The organism is Vibrio rotiferianus (assembly GCF_002214395.1).
Lineage (GTDB): Bacteria > Pseudomonadota > Gammaproteobacteria > Enterobacterales > Vibrionaceae > Vibrio > Vibrio rotiferianus.
The window spans coordinates 2848083-2872991 of record NZ_CP018312.1 but is presented as its reverse complement, the minus strand read 5'-3'; the positions used below and the strand labels follow the sequence as shown (position 1 = coordinate 2872991).

Below are 24909 nucleotides of genomic sequence, written 5' to 3'. Positions count from 1 at the left end.
ACCCTCAGACATCTGTGTCTGAGGGTATTTTTTAAATAACCGGGACACTCATTTAATTAGCCTTTGCTTAAGTTTGTTTTTCTTTCTCTTCATTTGTTCTACTCTATTCGTTTTCTCTCCACCTTTTTTCATTCATCGCTGTTGTATATTTGAGTTATTTGGGGTTTATGACTTAGCCTCGCTCGACTAAGTTTTCTTTATCTGATACCGCTTACTATCACTGCATTTCACGATGTGTACGTCGTGCATTTTTGTGTGGGGAGGACAAATGTTCGGGTCAGAACTATGACCATCGAAGAAAGTGGCTAATTGAACGTTTATCCAAGTTAAGCTATGTATTCTGTATCGATGTTTGAAGTGCTTGGACAGGTCATCCGTCCTGACAAAAAATCTGTACTATCATCCACATCTTCAACCATTTTAAATCGATGGAATATGACAGCGTCTCATTGGTTAAAGCTCTCTGACTCTTTTGGTCAGCGCTTTCTATGTGCTGTCGGTAGTGTTGAGCAGCTGCAGAGGTATGCTGACAACTCAAATGAAAAGTGGGTATGTTCGTAGTGGCGTTGCTTCAAGTTGCAGAGGTGGAATATAATTCGGCAAACCGACGTTGAATACTTTACTTCTGTTGATAAATCCCCCACCTTATTTTTTGAAATATTAGACTATGAACCGAATTCTTGTAGTAACTCTCTGTGCTGTATTATTGGGCTGCAATGGCAACAACTCCGACAACTATGTCAGATCAGATAACCCTAAGTTTTCTATCTCTTTTGATGATCACGGCACTTGGTTTTGGTATAAGTATGCGCTTCCAGTACTCCAAACTTATGGAGTGAAGGCGACGTTCTTTGTGAATTACAATAATATTGCGCCAGATAACCTAAAGTTTTTAGACTGGCTACATGAAGCGGGGCAGATTGTTGGTCACCATTCATGTTCACACCAATCTGCAACAACGTACTCTGAAAACGTGCAGGCTTATATGCTCTATGAAGTCGAAGCGTGTAACAATCGCATGAAGCAGTATGGCCCCATTACAAGGTTTGCCTATCCATACGGTCACCGAAATAGCGTTACAGATGCAGCTTTGCTTGATGTGTTTGATTCTGTTCGAGGGTTTCACTCCAATTGGCAGCAGCCGGTTTTTGATGATAATGAAGGGATGAGTATTGATGCAAAGTTTATGGACTGGAATGCATATTATAATGCGGTTGATTATGCAGTAGAAAATGGACTGTCCCTTCATGTCACTACGCACGATGTCTATGATGATTGTGAGAAAGCTAAGGCCAAAGGTGTTGCGATTTGTACTGACGATTTAGCCAAAGTTCTCGATTATGCCCAGTCAAAAGGCATGAAGATGAGCGATACGCCTGAGTAATTCATTTATAAGCCGATAATACAACCTTTAAATTGACCACTGTGTTTAGGTAGAGGTAATCTCCTAGGGCAGTGGTTTTTTTATAAATCTCCCATCATTCACTTTAACGATTTAACTTCCTATGTCCGCAAAAAACAGCTCTATCTGGCTCATGGTTGAGAAGGTTTTTACCCTCGGTCTATCGATGCTGGTTACTATGGCATTAGCCCGATACCTTGCTCCTTCCTATTTTGGCCAACTCAATTACCTGATTTCTTTGGTTGCTTTGCTAGGGCCATTAAGTGCGCTGGGCTTAAATAGTATAATCACGCGCGAGATAGTGAATCGGCCAGAACAAAGAGATATCGTCATTGGGAGTAGTCTCGTGATGAGGTTCGTGGCAGCGATAGTTTTTTCATCCATTGCGGGACTTGTCGCTTGGTATTTTATGGGGCCTACTGAGTGGAAAAACTTCATCATTCTTCTTGTCGGCCAATGTTTCCAAACCCTTCTTGTTTTCGATTTTTGGATTCAAGCCGAACTCTTAAACCGTTTGGCTGCAAAGGTGCGATCTTGTATTTTGCTTTTGATGAGTATGGTCAAGTTTGCAGGCATATGGGCAGGGGTTGATTTTTCGTTTTTTGTCTGGGTAACCGCGATAGAGATGGCCCTGACCTGTATTGGGCTACTTGTTATTTTCCATGTTAAAACCGGAGCATTTCGCCAACTTTCTTACTGTGGATATGAAGCAAAAGGACTTTTAAAGCAGTCATGGTGGCTGTTTTTATCGGGAATGGCTGCCATCATTTACTTGAAAATCGATCAGGTAATGCTTGGTTGGTTGAGTAGTGATGCTGAGGTGGGGGTGTATGCTGTTGCGGCGAAGTTATCAGAAGTATGGTATTTCTTCCCTTTGGCGATTGTTACGTCTTATTTTCCTCAACTGTTGAAGTCAAAGGCAGAAACTCCTGACAAATATCAGACTCAACTGCAAAAACTGTGTGATATTTTATGTATGTCTGCATTATCGCTGGCTATTTTGGTTCAGGTTCTGGCGCCTTGGGGAGTGACTTTTTTATTTGGTGATGCTTATCAAGCTTCAGCTAAAGTGTTGGTTATTCATATTTGGGCGGGTGTATTTATCTTTATGCGTGCCCTCCTCAGTAAATGGTTATTAGCCGAGAACTTGCTGCGCTTCTCCCTTCTTACTCAGGTGATTGGAGCGGTGATGAATGTTGTTGGCAATGCGCTACTCATTCCTGAATATGGAGCGCAGGGTGCTGCAATTGCGACGGTTATTGGCTATACTTCCGCGTCGTATTTTGCCTTATTTGCCCATCGTTCCACTTGGCCGATGGCAAAGGTGATGACGCTTTCTCTGATTTGGCCTTTTCGTTTCATTAGACGAAAAGGCTGTATGTATTGATGTTGCCTCCTATTCGTTGCTTCACGTTACAATACTTTTAACTTAAACGTCTATTTGGAATGGTTATGCGTTCACTGCTTAAACGCGTGATTTCTCAAGAAAGTCGAGCGAAGATCCGAGCTTTAATTGAGAATTTCGATAAAAAATTAGTCCCATTTTTTGCTAAGAATAGGGTGCTGTCTTCCTTGTACTACTGTTTTTTTAGCAGTGAGTTTCGTCGCGAGCATCAGTCGGTGTTGCAAGGGCGTATGAACTACTGGAAGCGCCTTGAGCAACCAGATCAAGCGAGTGCAATGTTACGCCGAAACATTCACCGAGTTGAAAAGGGGCTAATAATGCGCCCTCGTCGTGATGTGTTTGGCCTTGCTTTTATTCAGCCAACGGTCGAGCGCTATATAAGTTGCGTTTCAAGTGGACAATTAGAAGCAAACGAAAAAAAGTGGGCAACCGATGTGTTGTCCCAATATTTTGAAGCCGTAGTTGTTGGTGCCAACTCTCTTGTTGACGACCTCCGCGAGCAGTTTAACGGCTTCGTTGAGGGTATAGAGGTTCGTGAAAGTTCTAGCGATACTCAGCCTTTCAATGGCAATTACTCGCCGTATGAGCGATTGGCAAATACCCCTTCAAATATCGAGTTCGAGCAGTTTATTAGTCTATGCAGGCAGCGTCGTTCGGTTCGTTGGTTCCAGGATAAGCCTGTGCCAAGCGAGTTAATTGAAAAGGCGGTATCAGCCGCCGCGTTGGCGCCCAGTGCGTGTAATCGCCAACCTTTTGAATTTCATGTAGTGAACAACCCAGAGTTAGCACAAGAGATTGGTGCGATCCCAATGGGTACAGCAGGCTTCTCTCACAACTTTCAGTCTTTGATTGTTGTTGTCGGTGATTTGAGCTGTTATCCGTACGAACGTGATCGTCACGTAATTTATATCGACGGTTCTCTTGCATCGATGCAACTGATGTTATCTCTTGAGACTTTAGGCTTGAGCTCATGTGTCATTAACTGGCCTGACATTGAGCAATACGAAAAAAGGATGTGTAAGCGTCTTGGCCTAGAAAAAGATCAAAGACCAATCATGGTCATCGCATTAGGTTATGCCGATCCACAAGGTATGATTCCATTCTCCCAGAAGAAGACAGCGAAACAATTAATTAAGGAAGTAGTAGCGTGATTATTGAACTGAAAGGTGTCGAATTTGAAAACAAAGGCGCTGAGCTAATGTTACGTGGCATTCTACAGCGTATTGAAGCTTACTGGCCTGAGGCTGAAATTGCGCTAACACCTAGTACAAAGGCAAGCTTTCATCAGCGCGCCTCTGTTGGCGCTTGGCAGAAATTCTCAGCTCGTAAACTATACCTTGATGTTAATGGGGTGACATACCATCTCCCTACAAAAGTCCGCCGATATCTAAAGAAATGGGGGGTGGTTACTGAGGCCGATATAGATGTCGTTATTGACGCATCAGGTTTTTCCTACTCTGACCAATGGTCGCCTAAAATGAGTATTCGCCACTTAAGTGGTGAGATTGAGCGAAATGCCGCGCACGGTAAACCTTATATTTTTATGCCTCAAGCTATGGGGCCGTTCTCAGACGAAAAGGTAAGAGAGCAAATTAAGCAAAGCTTTCCAAAAGCGGCATTAGTATGCGCACGTGAAGCAGATACTTACCAATACATCCATAATATTACTGGTGACTTTGCATCTTTACATCAATTTGGTGATTTCACCAATGCTGTCAAGGGAACGCTACCAGAAGGTTTTGATGTGAGCCAACCGCTAGCTTGTATCGTGCCAAACAAAAACATGGTAAATCCTCGTAACAAGAACAAGCAATGGCTAGAGAGTTATGAGTCCACACTACTTCACGCAGTTTCTATTTATCGTGAGCGTGGGTTAACGCCATTTTTCCTTAACCATGAAGGGATGGAAGATCGTGCGCTGATTGATAAACTGAACCAACAACTAGACCAGCCTTTAATGGTGGTTGAAGAAGCTGATCCTCTTCATGTTAAAGGCATTATTGCAGCATCGAGTGCTGTACTTTGTTCTCGTTTTCATGGCTGTATTAGTGCGCTGTCAAATGGTATTGCTTGTATTTCAACCAGTTGGAGCCACAAGTACGAGCGCCTGCATGAAGATTATCAAGCGGAAGCATTTTTGCTGTCACCCGATGTGACCCCAGAGCAGTTAGAAGCGTTGATCGATAAGTCTCTTGATGTTGAATCTGAAGCTCATAATGTGATTAAGGATCGTGCGGCTCAGTTTAAGCAAGAGACGGAAGTTTTGTGGAGTAAGGTTAAGCAAATTATTGATGCTCGTGCGAATCAATTAGGCCATAAGTGCGTGGCGACAGATTTCTAAAAGGCACGGGTGATAAAGTATGAAGTCGGTTGTTATTACTAGTAATGCCTATTTTCCTAATATAGGAGGCATTGAAAATTCACTACGCTACCTTGCTCAAAGTTATGTTGAACAGGGGTATCAGGTACATGTGGTAGTTAGCGATGTAAACACGGTAAGTGAGCAACCGCTTCTTGAATTTGAAGAGTTAGAAAGCGTTCGAATCTATCGCTACCCAACAAGTCATGCTCTGCCTAAATTGTTACAGCCGATTGCTGGTCTTTGGACTCTAAAGGCGTTGTTTTCAGCACTGAAGTATGTGAATGAAACTTATCAGCCAGAGTTTGCAGTCAGCCGTTTCCATACCACTACTTGGCTCGCAAAGTTGGCTGGAATGGTGAATGTCGTTTATTTACTGCCAGGTGTCGTTAAGTATCAAAACCATCCATCCCGTTTATCTCAGCAGTCTGGTTTGGGTAAAGTTAAACAGAATTTAAGATATCATTATCACAAATGGCTGCAGCAAAGGGCATTAAAGAGTGCTGATCAACTTGCTGTTTTCAGTGAAAATATGCAGCAACAAGTCAATAGCTGCTATCGACACCCTAAGTCGCTATTACTTGTTAAGCCTGGCGTAGACTGCCATCGGTTTCTGCCGCTGGAACAAGAACAAAAAAGCGACTTGCGAAATCGCTTGGGCTTGCCCGATGATAAGTTAGTACTTTTATGTGTAGGGCGTTTTGTAGAAGCGAAAGGTTTTCGACTTGTTATCGAAGCGATGAGATCATTACCTGATTGCCACTTACTTTTGGTTGGAGGAGGTGAGCAAGAGGAGCTCTACAAGCAATTGGTTGTAGAATATGCTTTAGAGTCGCAAATTACTTTTTCTGGAGTGGTCCAAGATTCTACGCCGTATTATCAGGCATCAGATTTGTTTATTATGTCATCTACTTATGAACCTCTGGGCCAAACCATTTTAGAAGCGCTAGCTTGTGCATTGCCAATTGTGGCCTTCAAACCATCTGGACAAGTGATTACAGCTACGGCTGAACTGTTATCTGATTCGGAAGCCGTCTTTGTCGATCTGCCTGATGCTGAACAGCTCGCAATCGGTATTGAGCATTTGCAAAACAAGCCAGAAGTGATGTTGCATCTAGCTAAACAGTCTCGAATTATTGCGGAAACTCGCTACGCATGGGCAAAGTTAGCAGTAAACCTGAAAGAAGCCATGCTTAAAAATGAGAGTAGATAACCCCGTGAGTGAGCGGATCGAAAGGTTTCCATTGATTAATAGAAGCGGGAAGAAGCGCAGTGCTCTTTCTCTTTCTATTGTCGATGCATTCTTTTGGTTTAATGTCCTGATCCTGCCTATTTTTGACAATATGTCGGGAGCATTATTTAAGCTGAAAATTATTGGCGATGGCAGTATTGGTTCCCCATCACAACTTGGGCGCCTACTGGCAACGGTATTTGTTATCTATCTTATCTCTAAGTTAAGTACGAAAAACACTCAAAAGACGGCATTTTTCGTGTTGTTCTACTTTACATTAGTTGAGTGTGTGTCTGCACTCTTTCATTGGGAGTTTAAGCCATTTCTTTATGGTGTGGTGACTTCATCAAAAATAGTGTATGTCGTATTTTGTATTTTGTTTTTTGTGGATCAAGTTAAGCAAAAGCGCTTAACACGATTTGAGCTTGAACGTTGGCTGATCATCTATGGTACGGTAGTAAGCGTGCTAGTCTTGCTTGCTTATTTTTCCGGATTTCATATTGCTAACTACTCTAAAGGTATTGCAACGCGAGGACTGTTTGTTTCTGGAAACGGACTCGGTGTTGTAATGGGGTCTTGCGCTTTAGTGTTAGTGCATCAAACTCAGAAGTTCTCTTTTAAACGTCTAGCTCATATTCTGATGCTGTTAGTTACCACTGCACTTATTGGTACTAAAGGTGGGCTTATTTTCTTTTTGTGTGGGCTGAGCTATTTAGCGATGAAGCTTGCCAAGAAATTCCCTTTTATTTCCCTAGCTCTGTTTTCAATCATTGCTTACTATGTTGTCCCTCCATTGCTGGAAATATTAGGCTCAGTATTTGAGAATATTATTTACAAGTTTAATAATATTGATAACAAATGGGTGCTATTGGCGAGTAGTCGAGACCAGTTTATTATTAATGCGTTCGAGCAAGTGACTTGGTTTGGCTTTTATTCTATACGAGTTTTGTTTGGGGCTGGTGCCTTTTTTGGTTATCTTGACCCGACAGCTTTTGATGTGACTGGAAGAAAATTATTGGAAAATGATTTATTCGAACTTTTCTTCTGTTATGGCTTAATCTCTGCGGTCAGTTATATCTTTATGTTCTTCTATGGTATCTATCGAGCATTCGTGTATGGACGGTTTTTCTACATTGCTCTCTTTGGCCTGATTTTTTTACATTCAATCACCGCAGGTCACGTAGTATTTAATGGGACGTCTTCAATCATGCTTGCCTTTGCAATTGGCTGCATCTGTTGTACTTCAAAGCTTCCACATACCCTCAATAATTATAAGTAGTTGATATGTCTCCTTCTCTTAGTGTTGTTATACCTTTATACAATAAAGAAAAATTCATATTGCGAGCCATTGAGTCGATAAAAGCACAAACACTCAAGGTAAAAGAAATCATCGTTGTTGATGATGGCTCAAACGATATAGGGGCGAGCCTTGTTAAACAATATCACCCTGATGTAACTCTAATTCAGCAGTCTAATCAAGGAGTATCTGTCGCCAGAAATACAGGCATTGATGCTGCAACTTCACATCATGTTGCTTTTTTAGATGCTGATGATTATTGGCTTCCTCGATTTGTTGAAAATATTACTTTATTAATTGAGTCTTCGCCTAATGCTGTCATGTATTGCACCCATTATGCGTTTAATACTGGTACAGAGGTTCGCCCTGCGTTAATGCGAGCTATTCCCAAGCTTGGTGGAACAATAAATGATTTATTTGCTTCTTGTTTAAATGCCGATTTACCGATAACAGCATCTTCGGTTTGCATTAAGAGAAGTAAGTTAAAGGAAGTTGGTGGCTTTCCAGTAGGGATGAAAATGGGGGAAGATCAAGTTGTATGGGCAAAGATTGCATGTTTAGGTAAGGTGATGTATGCCCCAGAGGTCTGTGTCCATTATGACTTATCTATTGAAGGGAGTGCTTGTGACATTAATAAAGTTTATGAGCCAGCGCCTCAACTTAGTGTCTACCAGGACATGCTCGATCAGGGGCAAGTTCCTGAAAATTTGCAAGAAAGCTTAAAAAGGCTCATGCATTATACGGTTTTGAGTTGTGTTAAAAATAACCTTCTCGCAGGGCAGCGTTTGGAAGCTCGCCATCTTTTGCTCAACCATCCATGTTTGATTTATGACCGCTATCGAATAGGGGCGTTAATCGCTTCTTGTCTTCCAGTTGGTCTTTTTAATTTATTTCTCCGTCTGGTACGTGGAAACCGCTAGTTTAATTGATTACCTATGCCTAGAGACATTATCAAGAAAGTTGTCCATGCTCAAAATATTGAGAGTGATCTCAATATGGTATTGAGTTCACCTCCTATTTCAAACCAGAATGCCAAATTAATCAGTTTCGTGAACCCATACTCATATATGCTGTTGCGAAATCGTTTGGATGAACACTCTGATGTTGATGTATTCTATAGCGATGCATTGGTATCTTGTTGGTGGTTTTCTGCTTTTTCGGGAAAGAAAATTCCTAGGATTAGTTTTGATTACGGTTCCTTTGCTAAAACTTTCCTCGATAAGTTGGATGGAAGTGAGCACTCTGTCTATTTTATTGGTGCGAAAGATAAGGAAATTCAAGGGACAATTGCATCTTTTCGCCAAAAATACCCAGGTCTTCGTATTGCAGGGTTTCGTCATGGTTACTTTGATAGCGATGAAGAAAAATACGCAGTAATACAACAGATTGCAGATAGTGGTGCTACGTTTGTGATCTGTGGTATGGGGACGCCACACCAAGAAAAATTTGGCAGAATGATTAAGAAAATTAACAGTAGTGTTCAACGAATTTATACTTGTGGTGGTTTTCTTCATCAATCTTCAGGTAATGTGCAGTATTATCCTAACTGGGTAAATAAATACAATTTACGATGGCTATACCGTGCCGTTAAGGAAGATTATGTTTTAAAAAGACTCTTGGTGCAATATCCTCAATTTGCGATCTATTCTACGATGGATTATCTTTTTGAACGTAAGAAAAAATAGTTACCTATTGAACGTTAAAGTAGTCGAAATTAAATATGTCACAGAAATCATTTAGACATGATATAAATGCATTGCGAGCGCTAGCTGTAATAGCTGTAGTCCTATACCACTTTAAGGTTCCCTTTGTTTCGTCTGGTTTTATAGGGGTTGATATCTTTTTTGTCATATCAGGTTTTCTGATGACAAGTATTATCTGTAAAAGTTATGAAAGTGGGCAGTTTAACGTATGGCGGTTCTTTTTTGCACGAGCAAAACGTATTATTCCTGCCTTGTTAGTCCTTTGCTTTTCTTTAATGGTACTAGGATACTTTTTGCTTTTGCCCCTAGAGTATCGTCAGTTATCTAAGCATCTAGTTGCTAGTCTGTTCTTTCTGTCCAATATAATATTCGCACGAGAAGCGGGTTACTTTGATTCGGAATCAAGCGAAAAGTTTTTACTTCATACCTGGTCGTTATCTGTTGAATGGCAGTTTTATCTGATTTTGCCGTTTATTTTCCTCTTTACTGTAAAGCTCTTGAGCAAGCGTAGATTCCCTGCCGTCCTCATGGGGCTCGCTTTGCTCTCTCTCACCTATTGCCTGATGCAGGATGATGCTCAGGATGTTTATTTCTCTCTATTTACTAGATCTTGGGAAATGATCCTTGGAGGCTTGGTCTATTTTTTACCCTCTAGTGAGCACCTTTCTGAGCATCATCGAAAAAACGCAGCACTGACCCTAGTTTTATCTCTTGTGCTGACAGTATTGGTTATTGGACCACAAGCTTTATGGCCTAATCCTATTGCTGTGATTCCCATTGTTCTCACCGCAGGTTTACTTTGGCTGCAGTGGGAGTTTTCATTTTACAGACATCGTATAGTGAGTTATTTTGGCAATGTTTCCTATTCATGGTATCTATGGCATTGGCCTGTTGCCGTTTTTATATTGAAAACCTTTGGGGAGTTTACCCCTGTAACGGTTATCCTCGGAGCGGGAATCTCTCTTGCTATTGCCACTGCTTCGCTTTATTTAGTAGAAAGTCCATCGCGAAACGTTCGTTTTAGCTTTGCCACGCTTTGTCGCTTTAGTTTTGTATTCTTCATGGTTTGTACTCTCAGTACATCGGTATTTGTTACTAACGGTTTACCTTACTATTTTCGAATTCCTGAAAATGTCATAAAGGCTGATTTAGAGTACTTGAATAGGGAACCACGAAAGGAATCATGTTTGACGTTGTCGGGAGTTGATTCTGAATACTGTCGCTATGGAGACAAATCCGGAGATGTTTCACTTATTGTTTTTGGGGATAGCCACGCAAGTGCAGTAGTGACGGCTGTCGAAGATAGTTTGCAAAATGGACAATCTGTTTTATTTATCGCAAAAGCTGGATGTCCTCCTTTAGGAAGTGGTGACCCGAGAAAGCAAGGGGGAGGGGAATGTCAGACATTTGTTGAGAAACAAATAAGTTATGTACAAAGTACTTACCCAGGAGTGCCTATTCTAGTGGTTTCTCGTTGGGCATATTACTATCTTGGTAAGCTTGGTTCTAACAAATCAGATATTGGAGTTGAAAGTAACGCACTTTATGAGAGCTTTACCAGCACATGGTGCTCAGTCGCTGAAAATCGCAACGTTGTCGCTCTTTCGCCTATCCCTGAGTACTCAAGAAATGTACCTAACTATGTCGCAAAATCCCTGTGGAAAGGAACTTCAATTGATGAGCTATCAATAGGTGAATTCCAAAAGCGAAGTGGGTGGGTTATGGATGCTCTAGAAAAGGCATCAAGTGATTGTAGTTTAAGAATCCTTGATGCAAGTAAGTACCTATGTGATGGAAAATACTGCTATATTGATAAAAACGGTTTACCGATCTATTACGACGACAATCACTTAAGTGAGTTCGGAAATAAATTGCTTGTCCCACTCTTTAAAGAAGTAGGGCTATAACTGAACGGTTTTCTGATGACTTGGGGTAAAGCCAGCACACGAGGCTGGCTTTAAACTAAGTAAAGCTCCTGAGTTTCAGGACACTTTTGAGTCTTGTGCAGGAGCGCGTTTTATAAACTTACTGCGGAAAAAGCTTGTTATCCGCCAAACGTAAGCGAGTAAAGTGGCATAGCCTACGAAGCAAGCGAGGAATAATAAAAACATTGCAACTTCAGGTATATTGGCTGTTTCTCCGTAAATCCCCACCGCTGAAAAAAAGATGGCAATGGAACAGATAGCTATCAAAGTTTGCTTCGGGCCCAGCCCTAACCTTTGGAAAATATGATGCAGATGTTCACGGTCCGGTTTAAATGGTGAGTCTCCTCGTCGGATTCTTCGGATCATAATAGCAGCCATATCCATCAAAGGCAGTGCAATGAGCCACAGTGCAGTAACTGGTCGGATAAGAGGTTCAGATTGTTCGGTTTGACTTACTCCAAGTAATAGCCAAATTACTGTGAAGCCAATCATCATGCTTCCAGCATCTCCCATAAATACTTTACGCTCTCGACCTAATATTCCTAAATTCATAAAAATATAAGGTAGCATTGCCACGATAATCACTACACATAAATAAGCAGCGCCGTGCTGACTGTCAACTTGCAATAAATAGGCTAGTGCTCCTAGAGTCACAATAGAAAGGCCCCCTAATAGGCCATCAATACCATCAACCATATTGAATGCGTTGATTGCACCAATGACGGCAAAGATAGTGATAACACTCCCTAACCCTCCGAGGGATACCTCGCCGGTTCCGAACATATTACCTAGACTGTGGAGCTCTATACCAGCAAGCTTCATCATGACAATAGACAGTAAAGCTTGTATGCCCAATCTGATCTTGAAACTCAAGTCTACTTTATCATCTATGGCGCCAATTAAGGTTAAAGTCGAGATGCACAGTACATAGAGCCAACTATGTTCAATGATTTCGGGTTTAAACGTCAGGTATTGTGCGAGTACTAAGCAGATGGAGATGCCTCCAACTAATGGTACCGTGCCGTCATGCAGCTTTCTTGCGTTGGGCTTATCAACTAAACCGACCTTTCTGGCTACTTTACGCATCAAGAAAAGAGTGGCGAAGGATGAAAAAAAGACAAAACTAAGTTCGAGAAACATAAAAAAGCCAAGGTTTTATTAACGTGACCGCCAGATTTTAGCTCAAAAGGACATGATCCAAAAGTGGCGATTTGTAACAGCGTAAAGTGACATTATTACCCAAGTGCATCTCATCAGTTTATTTATCCGTACAGCCGTAGCTTTATTGAAACTTCGAGCGGCAACTAAGTGCTTGATCCAAAGGCTCGGTCTATTGTTACATGTAATAACTAGTGATTGCAGATGCTTGCATCCTAGTTTCGTTACCCCTGCAGAATCTCACGACCTCTTGTACCTAATAGTTTCGAAATTGGTCCAAGAGTGGTTGCCGTATTTCTCTCGTTTTAAGGTTTTTCTATTACCAAGCAGGAGCTTCCATCGTAACGACGCTTTCTTCAACTTATGTCGATATCACCACAAACGGCGACGGCTTAATTTTTCTTCCTTGCTAGTTTTTCATGTTGATTAAGTACAAATAAGTAGGAGCAATTTTTGCCAAATCAATACAAACCGTTTTACACTGAATCTGGGTATCTTTCTTTCTGCTTGATAGTTCCTCTATTTCTATCGTGGCCTATTGTTACGCTGATTTATGAAGGGAGGATACTACCTCATCAAGTAATCTCGAGATGCTTGGCTCAACGAGAATGACTCGGTATGTAGGCGAGGCGATGATTTAAGGGTTTAGTATTTCTAAATCAATATTTACATCAAACACTTGGAGGGGGCGAGACCTTACAGTGCATTGTTTTCTTAGAACTAAAATCAATGATGACGCTCTGGATTAGGTATTTATTATTTAGACAAAATTGAGTTAATTCTGTCGCGGTTAGGGGCTAGGCCTAAGGGCGGTAGCGTGTTTGAAGTTCTCAGGGTTAGGCTTTGAAAAAGAAAAGAGTGTTAACGGTATTTGGTACTAGGCCAGAAGCTATTAAAATGGCTCCGCTTGTTACAGCATTAAAAAACGATGATAGGTTTGAAGCAAGATGTTGTGTCACTGCTCAGCATCGAGAAATGTTAGACCAAGTTTTAGAGTTGTTTGAGATCCAACCAGATTATGACTTAAATGTTATGAAGACTGGACAGAGCTTAAATGAACTGACAAGCCGCATCTTGATCGAAATGAAGCCAATCCTTCAAGCATACAAGCCTGATATTGTTTTAGTGCACGGTGATACATCTACCACGTTTGCAGCCTCTCTATCCGCATACTTTGAGCAAATAGCTGTTGGTCATGTGGAAGCTGGATTAAGGACTGGCAATATGTACTCACCATGGCCTGAGGAAGCAAACAGAAAGCTGACAGCAGCACTAGCTCAATATCATTTTGCTCCCACTGAAACTTCTAAAGATAATCTAATTCGAGAAAACCACGCCTCACACAACATTTTTGTCACGGGCAATACGGTAATTGATGCGTTATTAATGGTAAAAGAAAAAATCTTGTCAGACGTATTGCTTGAAAAAGAGTTAGAAAAGCAGTTCCCTTTTTTAAACACTTCGCAGAAAACGATACTTGTAACAGGTCATCGAAGAGAGAGTTTTGGTGATGGTTTTGAGCGTATATGTAAAGCTATCTCTACCATTGCACTTGAACACCCAAGTGTACAAATTGTGTATCCAGTGCATTTAAATCCAAATGTACTTGAGCCAGTAAAACGAATTTTATCAAACATTGGTAATGTACATATAATCGAGCCTCAGCAATATTTATCGTTCGTTTATTTAATGACAAAAGCAGACCTTATATTAACGGACTCAGGTGGCATTCAGGAAGAAGCTCCTTCACTAGGTAAACCAGTATTAGTTATGCGTGATACAACAGAGCGCCCTGAAGCTGTAAATGCTGGAACTGTGAAATTAGTAGGTACTTATGGAAAAGCAATCATAGAGAATGTGAGTACACTACTTACCGAACCTTTGAAGTACCAAATAATGAGTACTGCACATAATCCATACGGAGATGGGCAAGCTTGCCAACGTATACTGGATATTTTGGCCATTTAAAAAGTAGTAAGTTTATGTCTTTTGAAACAATATCAGTTATTGGGCTCGGTTATATTGGTTTACCAACCGCTGCAATGTTTGCCTCTCGCAAAAGAAACGTCATAGGGGTTGATGTAAACCAACATGCGGTTGATACCATTAATTTAGGCAAGATCCATATCGTTGAACCTGACCTAGATATGATAGTCAATGCGGCGGTGACAGAAGGATATTTGAGAGCAACAACTCAAGCAGAATCAGCTGATGCATTCCTTATCGCTGTTCCTACCCCATTTTTACCTTGCGAAATAGGTGAAATTCCAGTTGCAGATTTATCATTTATAGAAGCTGCATGTCGCGAAATTGCGCCAGTACTCAAAAAAGGTGACTTAGTCATTTTGGAGTCAACGTCTCCAGTGGGGACAACAGAGAAGGTTGCTGAATGGTTAGCATCTGTGCGATCTGATTTGAGCTTTCCACAAACGCATGGTGATCATGCTGATATTAACGTTGCACATTGTCCTGAGCGTGTCTTGCCTGGGCATGTAGTGCGTGAGTTAGTAGAGAATGATCGCGTCATCGGTGGAATATCCCCCCGTTGTTCGGAACGTGCAATCGAGCTGTATAAAGCCTTTGTGAAAGGTGAGTGTATTGTTACGAATGCTCGAACAGCAGAGATGGCAAAGCTAACAGAAAACAGTTCACGTGATGTTCAGATCGCATTTGCGAATGAGCTTTCAATCATTTGTGATAAATTGGACATCAATGTATGGGAGTTGATCGCTTTAGCTAACCGTCACCCTCGCGTTAATATCCTTCAGCCAGGGCCTGGAGTTGGAGGGCATTGTATTGCTGTTGATCCTTGGTTCATTGTTTCAAAAACACCTGATGAAGCACAAATTATTCACACTGCGCGTAAAGTGAATGACAGCAAGCCTGAATGGGTGATTAACAAAGTTAAATTGGCGATTGCAGAGTTCTTGCAAGCGAACCCAGATAAAACAGTAAAAGACGTTATAGTCGCTTGTTACGGTTTGGCATTTAAACCGGATATTGATGACTTACGTGAAAGCCCTGCTTTACATATTTCAAATGCGATTAAAGACTTTCACTCTGGCCGTGTTCTTGCTGTGGAACCGAACATTGATGAGTTGCCTAAATCAATGGAAGATCTGGAACTAGTACCATTTGAATTTGCTAAAGCAGAAGCTGATGTACATTTGATGCTTGTAGATCATAAAGAGTTCAAAAAAAATAGAATAAGCTCAGGAATTAAAGTGGATACGAAAGGTATATGGTAAGTTCTACGGAATGCCAATATGCTTAAGGCATTTTTTTATTTAGTATTAGGAACTATATTTGCAAAATTAAGCCCCATATTATTTGGTGGTTTAGTTTTATCCAAATATGGCTTGGAGTCATACGGTAATTTTATTTCATTTGTTTTGTCGGTGAGTATGATTGTTAATTTGGGGGTTATGGGTATTAGCCCCCAAATCTTGTCGGATAAAAAAAAGAATATAAGGTTTGATTACTTTTATGTTTCTATTTTTATAGTAACCATGTCAGCAATTACTTTACTGTCATTAAAACCAGGATCGCTTACAAACTTTAGTGGTGCTGTCATTATATATGCTTTGAGTTTTGCTGTGATTTATCTTTGTTCAGCAGTATTGAACATGATGTTGATGAATTCTTACTCAGCCATTATTTGGGCTGTGTTTGGCTTTTGCAATGTATTATCAATGCTCTTTTTGATCTTTTTAGAATTGAATGAACGTGATTTTATTTACTTATATACACTGTCAGCTTTTATAGCATCTGTAGTCGGGGCGGTATTAGTTTTTTGTAAGGGTAAAGGTAGGTTTGTCTTTGATTTATCAATGTTAGAAACTACCAAAGTATTTAAAAACTCAATTTCTATATCTATATTTGGTTTTTCTGTTATATTTTCATTCTTATTTTCTCAATCCAATCTTATAGGGGGGGAGAAAGTATCTTTTTCAATTTATTACCAGTTCTTTACTGCCGTAACTTTTCTTCCTGGTATCATTGGCAATATTCTCATTCCTAGGATGTCCTTAGGTAGTGAAAGGGGGCAATTAAGCTGCATTCCTTATGTTGTTTACTCTTCGATATTTTTGTTGTTGTCGATTGTTTTTTTTGTAGGATTGGCTTCCTGCTACTACTATGATTTGGTTCTCTATACAAAAATAGTCAAGAGTGATCTTATGACTAAAGAGGCTTTACTGTTGTGGTTGTCATCTTTTCTCGCTGTTTTCAACTCCTATTCAATACAAATTGTTATTGCTTTTCGTTTGTATAAGTTACTTGTGATTTGCTCTGTTTTATGGGCGGTTTCATTTTGTGGAATATTGTTTATGTTAGACATTTCCTTATTTTCAGTTTCCATTTCGTTTGTTTGTTCATACTTATTAGTTTCTGTGTATCTATTGAAAAAAACAAGAGGTCTTGAAGTGTGAGAAAACTGGTTTATTTGGCTAACCCTTTTAGTCCTCATGTTAGACAGTGGTTAGAAATATTTTCAAATATAAATGTTGAAGATATTAATGAGGTTGAAATCTATCACATAAAACATCTTGATGGTGGTATTGGTAATGTATCTGAACAATATGAATATGTTAGAAACTATTGTCCAATACCAGGATTTCTCAGTTGGCTTCCCGCAATTTTACAATATGTATACTTGGGGGTTTATCTAAAATTTACCCTTGCGAATAGTAGTTTAATTCATGCGCATAATAGTAGTGGGTATGGCTTGTCTGCTTTTTTGTCTGGTAAAAAATATATATTAACTACTTATGGTAGTGAAGTGTACCGAGCAACGCTTAAAAATACCAACTTGCCATATAAGATTCTTATTAAGGCGATATTGGGAAGCGCGGAAATAATAACGTCCTCGTCTTCTCAAATGACCGATTCGGTAAATGAGCTATGCATAGATTTAAATGTTTATGAGTTTTCTTTGGGTGTTTCTAGAGAATTTCACTATAGTCAATCTTTGAGGGATTCTGCTAGAGAAAAATTAAAAATACCATTGGGTGCGGTTGTCATATTCTCGAATAGACGATTAACTAGACTTTACAATATAGATATAATACTAGAAGCATTTAAAAATGTTTCAAAAAAAAGAAAGTTACTGTATTTAATACAAATTGAAGGTGATGCTGATTTAAATTATTCTAGAGAAATTGATAAGAATTTTAATGTTGAAAACTTGTTATATATAAAGGGGTTTTTAGAACAATCAGAGCTTAATGAGATTTTGTGTGCATCAGATTACACTATTTCGCTTCCTGTCACCGATCAGCTGAGTTCATCAATATTGGAAGGTATCAGTTGCAATTGCCTCCCAATACTTTCTAACTTGAAGGCATATAAACCATTGGGTGATATATCGATTACTGTTGATGCTAACGTAAAAAATTTGGAAAAAACAATCTTTGATGTTTTAGATGGTAAGTATGAGAATAAATATGAACTTGTTGAAGAGTTTACTAAAAGGTATTCAATAGATGTTGCAGCCAAAAAGTATCAAGATGTTTTGGAAAAATTCAATGTCTAAATGGTCTGCTTTGTATTTATTATACCGCTGCGATTCCACCTCCACCCGTCCTTGAATTTTGTGGTGAATGATATTGCCTATTACATCGATGGTAATGAAGTGACTTTAGGTCGTATTGGCATTTTCCTTGGAACTTTACTTTTATGGTCTTAAAGTTCTTTTTACGAGTGTGACTACTTGTTAAAATATATGACTTAATTTGAAATTCTTCATAATCAGTACTTGGAATTACCTTTCAATATTTGGTTTGTTTGTGCGGTGATTTCTATATACTGTTATGTGATTTTTCTTTTATCAGTTATTTAAGTTTTTAAGCAAACTGTCATGAAGTTAGCCTCTTAATAAAACTACTTGCAATAGTAGGTCCAGTTGCTGTTAACGGCCTATAGTAGCTTATTCTGGGCTGCTACATGATTGCAAATGTAACCGCTTTTACTCTTGGGTGTTTATTGGAATTTAATAACGTTAATTTTTAGAAGATAATGATGAAACAAGTACTTCAAGATATGGCTAAGGGGATCTCTAATTTAGTGGAAGCTCCGGCACCAAAAATTTCGGTTGGCAATCTATTAATTGATTCCAGTATTTCGTTAATCTCTGCCGGTACCGAGCGCATGTTGGTAGACTTTGGGAAAGCAAGTTTATTCGACAAAGCGAGGCAACAGCCCGACAAAGTTAAAATGGTACTTGAAAAGATCCAGACAGATGGGGTAATGACCACTTTAGAAGCCGTACAATCGAAGTTGGCACAACCACTTCCTTTGGGTTATTGCAATGTTGGAGTCGTTAATGCGGTAGGGAAAGGTGTTCAAGGCTTCAAAGAAGGCGATCGTGTCGTTTCTAACGGACCACATGCCGATGTCGTTCGTGTCTCAAAAAACTTATGCGCACTTATCCCTGATAACGTATCTGATGAAGAGGCGTCATTTACCGTTGTTGCGAGCATTGGCTTGCAAGGTATCCGTTTAGCGGATCCTACGCTGGGTGAAGCGTTTGTAGTAACCGGGGTTGGTTTAATCGGGTTGCTTACAGTTCAATTGCTTCGTGCTCAAGGTTGTCGTGTGTTGGCTATTGATTATGACGATGCGAAGTTAGCGCTGGCTAGGCAATTTGGTGCCGAAGTTTGTAATCCGGGGAAGGGGGAAGATCCTATTGCTGCTGGTATGGCATTCAGCCGTGGGAATGGTGTTGATGGCGTCATTATTACAGCTTCAACGAAATCCAACGACCCTGTCACCCAGGCGGCACGAATGAGTCGTAAACGTGGTCGCATTATTCTTGTCGGTGTGACCGGATTAGAGCTCAATCGTGCGGACTTCTACGAAAAAGAACTGACATTTCAAGTCTCTTGCTCTTATGGGCCTGGTCGCTACGATGCAGACTACGAAGACAAGGGCAATGACTACCCTTATGCTTTTGTGCGTTGGACCGAGCAGCGTAACTTTGAAGCCATCTTAGATATGATGTCTTCGGGCCAAGTAGACGTTAAGCCTCTTATTACTCATCGATTTAATTTCGAAGATGTGGCTCAGGCCTACGAGCTCCTGACTTCTGGTGAATCCGCACTCGGTATTTTGCTTCAATATCTGAGCGATCCCATTGCGCGTCACGTGAAATCCGTATCGCTCAACAGTGCAATGACGTTTGAGGCATCTAAGCCTGTTGTGGGTTTTGTTGGGGCTGGAAACTACGCTTCTCGAATGCTGATCCCAGCATTTAAAGCAGGTGGTGCTCAACTGCATACTATTGCAACTTCTGGTGGTATTAATGGTGTAACCAATGGTGAAAAAGCGGGTTTTGCTACAACGACTACAGATACGAGTGCGATGATTTCTGACTCTGAAATTAATACTATAGCTATTGTTACACGTCATAACAGCCATGCTTACTTTGTCTCTGAAGCCCTTAAAGCGGGTAAAAATGTATTTGTTGAAAAGCCTTTAGCTGTCACCTTAGAAGAACTTGCAGAAGTAGAAGCTACCTATTACTCGAAGGTATCTTCTGCTTCGGCACCAAAATTAATGGTTGGATTTAATCGCCGTTTTTCTCCTCAAATTCAAAAAATGAAAGAGTTGCTCTCGTCAGTCAAAGAGCCCAAGAGCTTTATGATGACAATGAATGCTGGCGCGATTCCAGCAGACCACTGGACGCAAGATAATGAAGTTGGTGGTGGTCGTATCATTGGTGAGGCATGCCACTTCATCGACTTGATGCGCTTTTTAGCCGATTCAGAAATTGTTTCTGTACAGTGCCGTCGCATGGGAGGTGTTGACGGAGCTGTAATTACTGAGGATAAAGCAGCCATTATTCTTGGTTTTGCTGATGGGTCTTTCGGTACAATTCATTACTTGGCCAATGGTGCTGCGAATTTCCCTAAAGAGCGAGTAGAAGTATTCGCCGCAGGGCGTGTGCTTCAACTTGATAACTTCCGTAAACTAAAAGCATTCGGCTGGCCAGGTTTTAATAAAATGAACCTTTGGAAACAAGATAAAGGGCAAACTGACTGTGCAGCGGCTTTCCTCAACGCCATTGAATCAGGTAAAGAGTCTCCTATTCCAGTTCAAGAGTTATTTGAAGTTGCACGAGTGACAATTGAAATCGCTGAACAGTTACGTAAACAGCGATGAGTCTTAAGTTAAAAGTGCAGACAGCAAAAGCACTGGGTCTTTTTAATTTATTTCGCGTTGCTGCATATAACCTTGGCGTCCGAACAGGATTAAATCCAGTAAAACGTTTGAAGCCTCTTCCGATATCGGGCCTTTTATTTCGACCTTTACCCTCTTCGAGTCAAGGTGAGTCTAGTCATTCTTACGCTTTCATTGCATTTGGTTGGATGTCCAGCTTATCAATGGCTGACTTGAAATGGAAAAAAAATATCCTTACTGGAAAAGAATTCTCTGACATGGATAAACCTTGGTTCAGTCTACCTGACTTCGATTCAAATGTGGGAGATATTAAAGGTATTTGGGAGGCATCACGGTTTGATTGGGTTTTAGGGCTAGCAAGAGATTACCTTGCAGGGAGAGGCGCTGCTTTAGAAGAGTTGAATGCTACTGCTAAAAGTTGGATAGAACAGAACGCAACTTATCTTGGCCCGAACTGGAAATGCGGGCAAGAAGCTTCAATAAGAGTCATGCACTTAGCCTTTGCTGCTAAGTTGCTCAATCAAGTGCATGATTCTGAACCTGCACTTTTGACTTTAGTGAAAGCACACTTGAAGCGTATTGCTCCTACGATTTCCTACGCTGTCGCGCAAGATAATAATCATGGCACATCAGAAGCTGCCGCTTTGTTTATCGGAGGCAGTTGGTTGGTTGCCAATGGCGATGACTGTGGGAAACAGTGGCAAAAATTGGGGAGAAAATGGTTAGAAAACCGAGCCAAGCACCTGATTGCTTGGGATGGTACCTTCAGTCAGTATTCGGTGAACTACCACAGGGTGATGTTAGATACCTACTCAATGGCAGAGCTTTGGCGCCGAGAACTAGAGCTGAGCCCATTTACTCGAGGGTTGACTGAAAAGGTAAGCTTGGCAACTCAGTGGCTGTATCTCTTAATCGAACCATCAACCGGTGATGCACCTAACTTGGGGCATAACGACGGTGCTCGCTTGTTACAGTTAACAGATACTGATTATCGAGACTTTCGTCCGTCTGTGCAGCTAGCATCTATCTTATTTCTTCAAACTTCAGCATGGCAAGAAGATGGAAACTTTGATGGCGTACTTTCGTTATTAAAGTTGCAAAAACCGAGGAGCGTCTTACCAGAACCAGCATCATTCCATTTCTCTGATGGTGGTTATATCGGCTTGAGAAATCAATCGGGAGCATTTGCTTTATTTAACTATCCCAAGTTTCGGTTTAGACCTGCTCAAAATGATGCGCTTCATGTCGATCTATGGTGTGATGGAGTGAACTTGCTGCGCGATGGCGGTACGTTCAGTTATAACGCTGGTCAAGACTATATTGACTACTATGGCGGTACACAAAGCCACAATACCATTCAGTTTGATGGGAATGAGCAAATGCCTAGGCTTAGCCGTTTTTTACTAGGTGGCTGGTTAAAAGCAAAGAATACCCACTTTGATGAGCGTCAACTAACTGGGCAAGCGGGTTATCGAGATTATTTGGGATGTGAGCATCTAAGAAGAGTTTCTCTTACTAAAACGTCTCTGATGGTTATCGACGAAGTCAAAGGTTTTAAGAATAAGGCTGTCCTGCGTTGGCGACTGAACCCTGATAATTGGCAAGTTCAGGGACAAACTGTGACGAATGGCAATCACAAGATCTTCATAGATAGTGATGCAAAGATTGTCCGTTTAGAAATCGTAGCAGGCAGAGAGTCTCGTTATTACTACCAAGAAAGCTCTATCCCTGTACTTGAGGTAGAGATTTCGTCAGGTGGCAAAATTACAACAGAGTATCAATTTCGCTCATGAATATTCTTTATTTTCATCAACACTTTTCTACACCAAAAGGGTCGACAGGAATACGTTCCTATGAAATGGCCAAGCGCCTTATTCATCATGGGCATAATGTCACTATGGTCTGCGGCACTTACGGTGGTGGCGAGACAGGATTAGACGCGGCGTTTGTTTCCGGCAAACGTGAAGGTATCGTCGATGGCATTCGAATCACTGAATTTGATTTGGCTTACTCAAACTCCGACGGTTTTATAAAGCGTAGTATGACATTTGTGAAGTTTGCCTTAAAGAGTATTGGCCTAGCCTTTACTGAAAAATACGATGTGTTGTTCGCAACAACAACCCCACTTACCGCTGGGATCCCAGGAATCTTTGCTCGTTGGTTACGTGGCAAGCCATTCGTCTTTGAAGTAAGAGACTTGTGGCCTGAATTACCCAAAGAAATGGGTGTGATCAAGAACCCAATCTTTCTAGGGCTTATGTCGTTTTTAGAATGGGCCTCTTACCGAAGTGCGCATCGCTGTATTGGTTTATCTCCCGGTATTGTTGAAGGCATTAAAAAGCGTGGCGTGGACGAAAATCAAATAGCCATGGTGCCGAATGGTTGTGATTTATCTATCTTTAGTCAGCCAAGTGAGCCTTGGCGCCCAGACGGTGTGAAAGAAACAGAAATGATGGCGATCTTCACTGGTACTCATGGAATAGCAAATGGCCTCTATGCTGTTTTACATACTGCAGTAGAGCTACAAAACCGTGGCCGAGAGGATATTAAGCTAGTTTTAGTCGGGCAAGGGAAATTAAAGCCAGAACTGGAGAGGAAAGCTAAAGAGCTTGAGTTGAATAATGTGGTATTTCACCCCCCGGTAAACAAGCAGAAGTTGTCTGGTCTGATGGCGAGCGCGGATATTGGTATGCAAGTACTGGAGAATATTCCAGCCTTTTATTATGGGACCTCTCCCAATAAGTTCTTTGACTATATATCAGCGAGCCTACCCGTCATCAATAACTATCCAGGCTGGTTGGCTGGAATGATTGAGACAAATCAATGTGGATTTGTTGTTCAGCCCGAGGACCCAAAGGCGTTTGCTGACGCGTTAGAAAAAGCTGCCAACCAAAGAGAAATTCTGACCCAGATGGGGTCAAACGCTCGCCAGCTCGCAGAGAGTCAATTTAACCGCGCTCTGTTAGCGGATAAATGGGTTGCTTGGGTTACAGGAGTTAATACATCCAAGCTGAAGTCAGCAGAGGTAAAAGATGAAAAGGCTGATTGATTTTCTCGTATCCCTCTTTGCACTTATTTTGTTATCTCCCATTATTGCGTTAGTCGCTTGGAAGATTCGTAAAAACCTTGGCTCTCCGGTTTTGTTTCGCCAAACGCGTCCTGGGTTCAATGGAAAACCATTTGAAATGGTAAAATTTCGCACCATGAAGGATGCTGTTGTTATACAAGGAAATCCACTTCCGGACTCTGAGCGCATGACCTCGTTAGGTAATAAGCTCAGAAACAGCAGTTTAGATGAGCTTCCGGAACTTTGGAATGTACTAAAAGGGGATATGAGCTTAGTTGGTCCGCGGCCTCTGCTGATGGACTATTTGCCCTTGTATAATGCTGAACAAGCTCGTCGGCATGAGGTTCGCCCCGGTATTACTGGTTGGGCACAAATTAATGGTCGAAATGCCATTAGCTGGGATGAGAAATTCAATCTTGATGTTTGGTATGTCGATAATCGAACTTTGTGGCTGGATATTAAAATTCTCTTTCTTACAGTAAAAAAAGTAATTGTTAAAGATGGTGTATCTGCAGAAGGACACGTTACTGTAGATCCGTTTGAAGGAAACCATGATGAGTAAGATTGCGATTCTTGGTGCTAGTGGACACGGTAAAGTTGTTGCCGATATTGCTGAACTAAATGGCTACAACACCATAGACTTTTTCGATGATCGTTTCCCAGCTCTTAGTGGGTTGGAGCATTGGAGAGTTCTTGGCTCAACTGAAGATTTATTACAACGAGCACTAGACTATGATGCGGTAATAGTCGCGATTGGTAACAACGCAATAAGGTTGGCTAAACACCACCACTTGTTACAAGTGGGCGCAACGCTAGGGACTCTGATTCATCCTTCTGCTGTCATAAGCCGTTACGCAAAAGTGGGCGTTGGGTCTGTAATCATGGCAAATTGCGTTATAAATGCTTTTTCTAAGGTAGGGCAAGCGAGCATCATCAATACGGCGGCGACTATTGACCACGATTGCATCCTTGAAGATGGTGTGCATGTGTCCCCTGGAGCCAACCTTGCTGGTGGAGTGAGTGTTGGTGAATCTTCTTGGTTGGGGATTGGTTGTCAGGTCAAGCAACTGATAACGATAGGGAATGCGGTTGTAGTGGGTGCTGGAGCGACGGTGGTTTCAAATATTGATGACCATAAGACGGTTGTCGGTTCGCCAGCCAAACTCTTTCGCTAATATTGATAG

Annotated in this window: 19 protein-coding genes; 18 read left to right on the top strand and 1 reads right to left on the bottom strand. The window is 41.1% G+C overall.

Translation table 11 applies throughout. The features are described from left to right. Nucleotides 1-667: 667 nt before the first annotated feature. From BSZ04_RS22445 to BSZ04_RS22405, 9 genes are all read left to right on the top strand, one after another. Nucleotides 668-1384 (top strand): polysaccharide deacetylase family protein, encoded by a 717-nt coding sequence (locus BSZ04_RS22445; protein WP_088881412.1) that lies wholly within the window; start codon nucleotides 668-670, stop codon nucleotides 1382-1384. Nucleotides 1385-1505: 121 nt separating this feature from the next. Beyond that, nucleotides 1506-2789, top strand: a complete 1284-nt coding sequence (locus tag BSZ04_RS22440; RefSeq protein WP_088881411.1) for a flippase — start codon at nucleotides 1506-1508, stop codon at nucleotides 2787-2789. 65 nt (nucleotides 2790-2854) lie between these two features. Beyond that, nucleotides 2855-3958 (top strand): nitroreductase family protein, encoded by a 1104-nt coding sequence (locus BSZ04_RS22435; RefSeq protein WP_088881410.1) that lies wholly within the window; start codon nucleotides 2855-2857, stop codon nucleotides 3956-3958. Then, the gene (locus BSZ04_RS22430) at nucleotides 3955-5148 is read left to right on the top strand and encodes a polysaccharide pyruvyl transferase family protein (RefSeq protein ID WP_088881409.1); all 1194 of its coding nucleotides are present in this window, start codon (nucleotides 3955-3957) and stop codon (nucleotides 5146-5148) included. The genes BSZ04_RS22435 and BSZ04_RS22430 overlap by 4 nt, the downstream gene beginning before the upstream one ends. Before the next feature lie 19 nt (nucleotides 5149-5167). After that, nucleotides 5168-6379 carry a glycosyltransferase family 4 protein gene (locus tag BSZ04_RS22425; RefSeq protein ID WP_088881408.1) on the top strand — a complete coding sequence of 404 codons (1212 nt, stop codon included), beginning with the start codon at nucleotides 5168-5170 and terminating at the stop codon, nucleotides 6377-6379. Then, entirely contained in the window at nucleotides 6366-7676 is a 1311-nt protein-coding gene (locus BSZ04_RS22420) for an O-antigen ligase family protein (protein ID WP_088881407.1), read from the top strand. The genes BSZ04_RS22425 and BSZ04_RS22420 overlap by 14 nt, the downstream gene beginning before the upstream one ends. 5 nt (nucleotides 7677-7681) lie before the next feature. Then, nucleotides 7682-8614: a glycosyltransferase family 2 protein gene (locus tag BSZ04_RS22415; RefSeq protein ID WP_088881406.1), complete on the top strand. Its 933-nt coding sequence runs from the start codon at nucleotides 7682-7684 to the stop codon at nucleotides 8612-8614. A gap of 15 nt (nucleotides 8615-8629) precedes the next feature. Next, nucleotides 8630-9379 carry a WecB/TagA/CpsF family glycosyltransferase gene (locus BSZ04_RS22410; protein WP_088881405.1) on the top strand — a complete coding sequence of 250 codons (750 nt, stop codon included), beginning with the start codon at nucleotides 8630-8632 and terminating at the stop codon, nucleotides 9377-9379. Between the two features lie 35 nt (nucleotides 9380-9414). Beyond that, nucleotides 9415-11304, top strand: coding sequence for an acyltransferase family protein (locus BSZ04_RS22405; RefSeq protein ID WP_088881404.1), 1890 nt, complete (start codon nucleotides 9415-9417; stop codon nucleotides 11302-11304). 75 nt (nucleotides 11305-11379) lie between these two features. Here BSZ04_RS22405 and wecA read toward each other — a convergent pair whose 3' ends face one another. Continuing rightward, nucleotides 11380-12462 carry a UDP-N-acetylglucosamine--undecaprenyl-phosphate N-acetylglucosaminephosphotransferase gene (wecA, locus tag BSZ04_RS22400; RefSeq protein ID WP_088881403.1) on the bottom strand — a complete coding sequence of 361 codons (1083 nt, stop codon included), beginning with the start codon at nucleotides 12460-12462 and terminating at the stop codon, nucleotides 11380-11382. Nucleotides 12463-13323: 861 nt separating this feature from the next. On the opposite strand from wecA, the gene wecB reads away from it, so the two are divergent. From wecB to BSZ04_RS22355, 9 genes are all read left to right on the top strand, one after another. Further along, nucleotides 13324-14448 (top strand): non-hydrolyzing UDP-N-acetylglucosamine 2-epimerase, encoded by a 1125-nt coding sequence (wecB, locus tag BSZ04_RS22395; RefSeq protein WP_088881402.1) that lies wholly within the window; start codon nucleotides 13324-13326, stop codon nucleotides 14446-14448. Between the two features lie 14 nt (nucleotides 14449-14462). Then, a complete protein-coding gene (gene wecC, locus BSZ04_RS22390; RefSeq protein WP_088881401.1) occupies nucleotides 14463-15728 on the top strand; it encodes a UDP-N-acetyl-D-mannosamine dehydrogenase in 1266 nt (421 codons plus the stop codon). A gap of 18 nt (nucleotides 15729-15746) precedes the next feature. Beyond that, nucleotides 15747-16910, top strand: coding sequence for a hypothetical protein (locus BSZ04_RS22385; RefSeq protein ID WP_088881400.1), 1164 nt, complete (start codon nucleotides 15747-15749; stop codon nucleotides 16908-16910). Next, nucleotides 16907-18013, top strand: coding sequence for a glycosyltransferase (locus tag BSZ04_RS22380; RefSeq protein ID WP_088881399.1), 1107 nt, complete (start codon nucleotides 16907-16909; stop codon nucleotides 18011-18013). Before BSZ04_RS22385 ends, BSZ04_RS22380 begins: the two co-directional genes overlap by 4 nt. Before the next feature lie 485 nt (nucleotides 18014-18498). Continuing rightward, nucleotides 18499-20640, top strand: coding sequence for a bi-domain-containing oxidoreductase (locus tag BSZ04_RS22375; RefSeq protein ID WP_088881398.1), 2142 nt, complete (start codon nucleotides 18499-18501; stop codon nucleotides 20638-20640). A gap of 275 nt (nucleotides 20641-20915) precedes the next feature. Then, complete coding sequence (locus tag BSZ04_RS22370; RefSeq protein WP_231896309.1) at nucleotides 20916-22451, top strand: heparinase II/III family protein; 1536 nt, start codon at nucleotides 20916-20918, stop codon at nucleotides 22449-22451. Next, a complete protein-coding gene (locus BSZ04_RS22365) occupies nucleotides 22448-23707 on the top strand; it encodes a glycosyltransferase family 4 protein (RefSeq protein WP_088881396.1) in 1260 nt (419 codons plus the stop codon). The genes BSZ04_RS22370 and BSZ04_RS22365 overlap by 4 nt, the downstream gene beginning before the upstream one ends. Next, on the top strand, nucleotides 23691-24287 hold the full coding sequence (locus BSZ04_RS22360) for a sugar transferase (protein WP_088881395.1): 597 nt from the start codon (nucleotides 23691-23693) through the stop codon (nucleotides 24285-24287). Before BSZ04_RS22365 ends, BSZ04_RS22360 begins: the two co-directional genes overlap by 17 nt. Further along, entirely contained in the window at nucleotides 24280-24900 is a 621-nt protein-coding gene (locus tag BSZ04_RS22355; RefSeq protein WP_088881394.1) for an acetyltransferase, read from the top strand. The genes BSZ04_RS22360 and BSZ04_RS22355 overlap by 8 nt, the downstream gene beginning before the upstream one ends. Nucleotides 24901-24909: the final 9 nt, after the last annotated feature.

Bases quoted from the DNA above. Each gene is read 5' to 3' on its own strand.
- wecC (WP_088881401.1), top strand. From the start codon at position 14,463: ATGTCTTTTGAAACAATATCAGTTATTGGGCTCGGTTATATTGGTTTA.
- BSZ04_RS22415 (WP_088881406.1), top strand. From the start codon at position 7,682: ATGTCTCCTTCTCTTAGTGTTGTTATACCTTTATACAATAAAGAAAAA.
- BSZ04_RS22435 (WP_088881410.1), top strand. From the start codon at position 2,855: ATGCGTTCACTGCTTAAACGCGTGATTTCTCAAGAAAGTCGAGCGAAG.
- wecA (WP_088881403.1), bottom strand. From the start codon at position 12,462: ATGTTTCTCGAACTTAGTTTTGTCTTTTTTTCATCCTTCGCCACTCTT.
- BSZ04_RS22425 (WP_088881408.1), top strand. From the start codon at position 5,168: ATGAAGTCGGTTGTTATTACTAGTAATGCCTATTTTCCTAATATAGGA.
- BSZ04_RS22405 (WP_088881404.1), top strand. From the start codon at position 9,415: ATGTCACAGAAATCATTTAGACATGATATAAATGCATTGCGAGCGCTA.
- BSZ04_RS22365 (WP_088881396.1), top strand. From the start codon at position 22,448: ATGAATATTCTTTATTTTCATCAACACTTTTCTACACCAAAAGGGTCG.
- BSZ04_RS22385 (WP_088881400.1), top strand. From the start codon at position 15,747: ATGCTTAAGGCATTTTTTTATTTAGTATTAGGAACTATATTTGCAAAA.
- BSZ04_RS22355 (WP_088881394.1), top strand. From the start codon at position 24,280: ATGAGTAAGATTGCGATTCTTGGTGCTAGTGGACACGGTAAAGTTGTT.
- BSZ04_RS22410 (WP_088881405.1), top strand. From the start codon at position 8,630: ATGCCTAGAGACATTATCAAGAAAGTTGTCCATGCTCAAAATATTGAG.
- BSZ04_RS22370 (WP_231896309.1), top strand. From the start codon at position 20,916: ATGGATAAACCTTGGTTCAGTCTACCTGACTTCGATTCAAATGTGGGA.
- BSZ04_RS22440 (WP_088881411.1), top strand. From the start codon at position 1,506: ATGTCCGCAAAAAACAGCTCTATCTGGCTCATGGTTGAGAAGGTTTTT.
- BSZ04_RS22420 (WP_088881407.1), top strand. From the start codon at position 6,366: ATGAGAGTAGATAACCCCGTGAGTGAGCGGATCGAAAGGTTTCCATTG.
- BSZ04_RS22360 (WP_088881395.1), top strand. From the start codon at position 23,691: ATGAAAAGGCTGATTGATTTTCTCGTATCCCTCTTTGCACTTATTTTG.
- BSZ04_RS22375 (WP_088881398.1), top strand. From the start codon at position 18,499: ATGAAACAAGTACTTCAAGATATGGCTAAGGGGATCTCTAATTTAGTG.
- BSZ04_RS22445 (WP_088881412.1), top strand. From the start codon at position 668: ATGAACCGAATTCTTGTAGTAACTCTCTGTGCTGTATTATTGGGCTGC.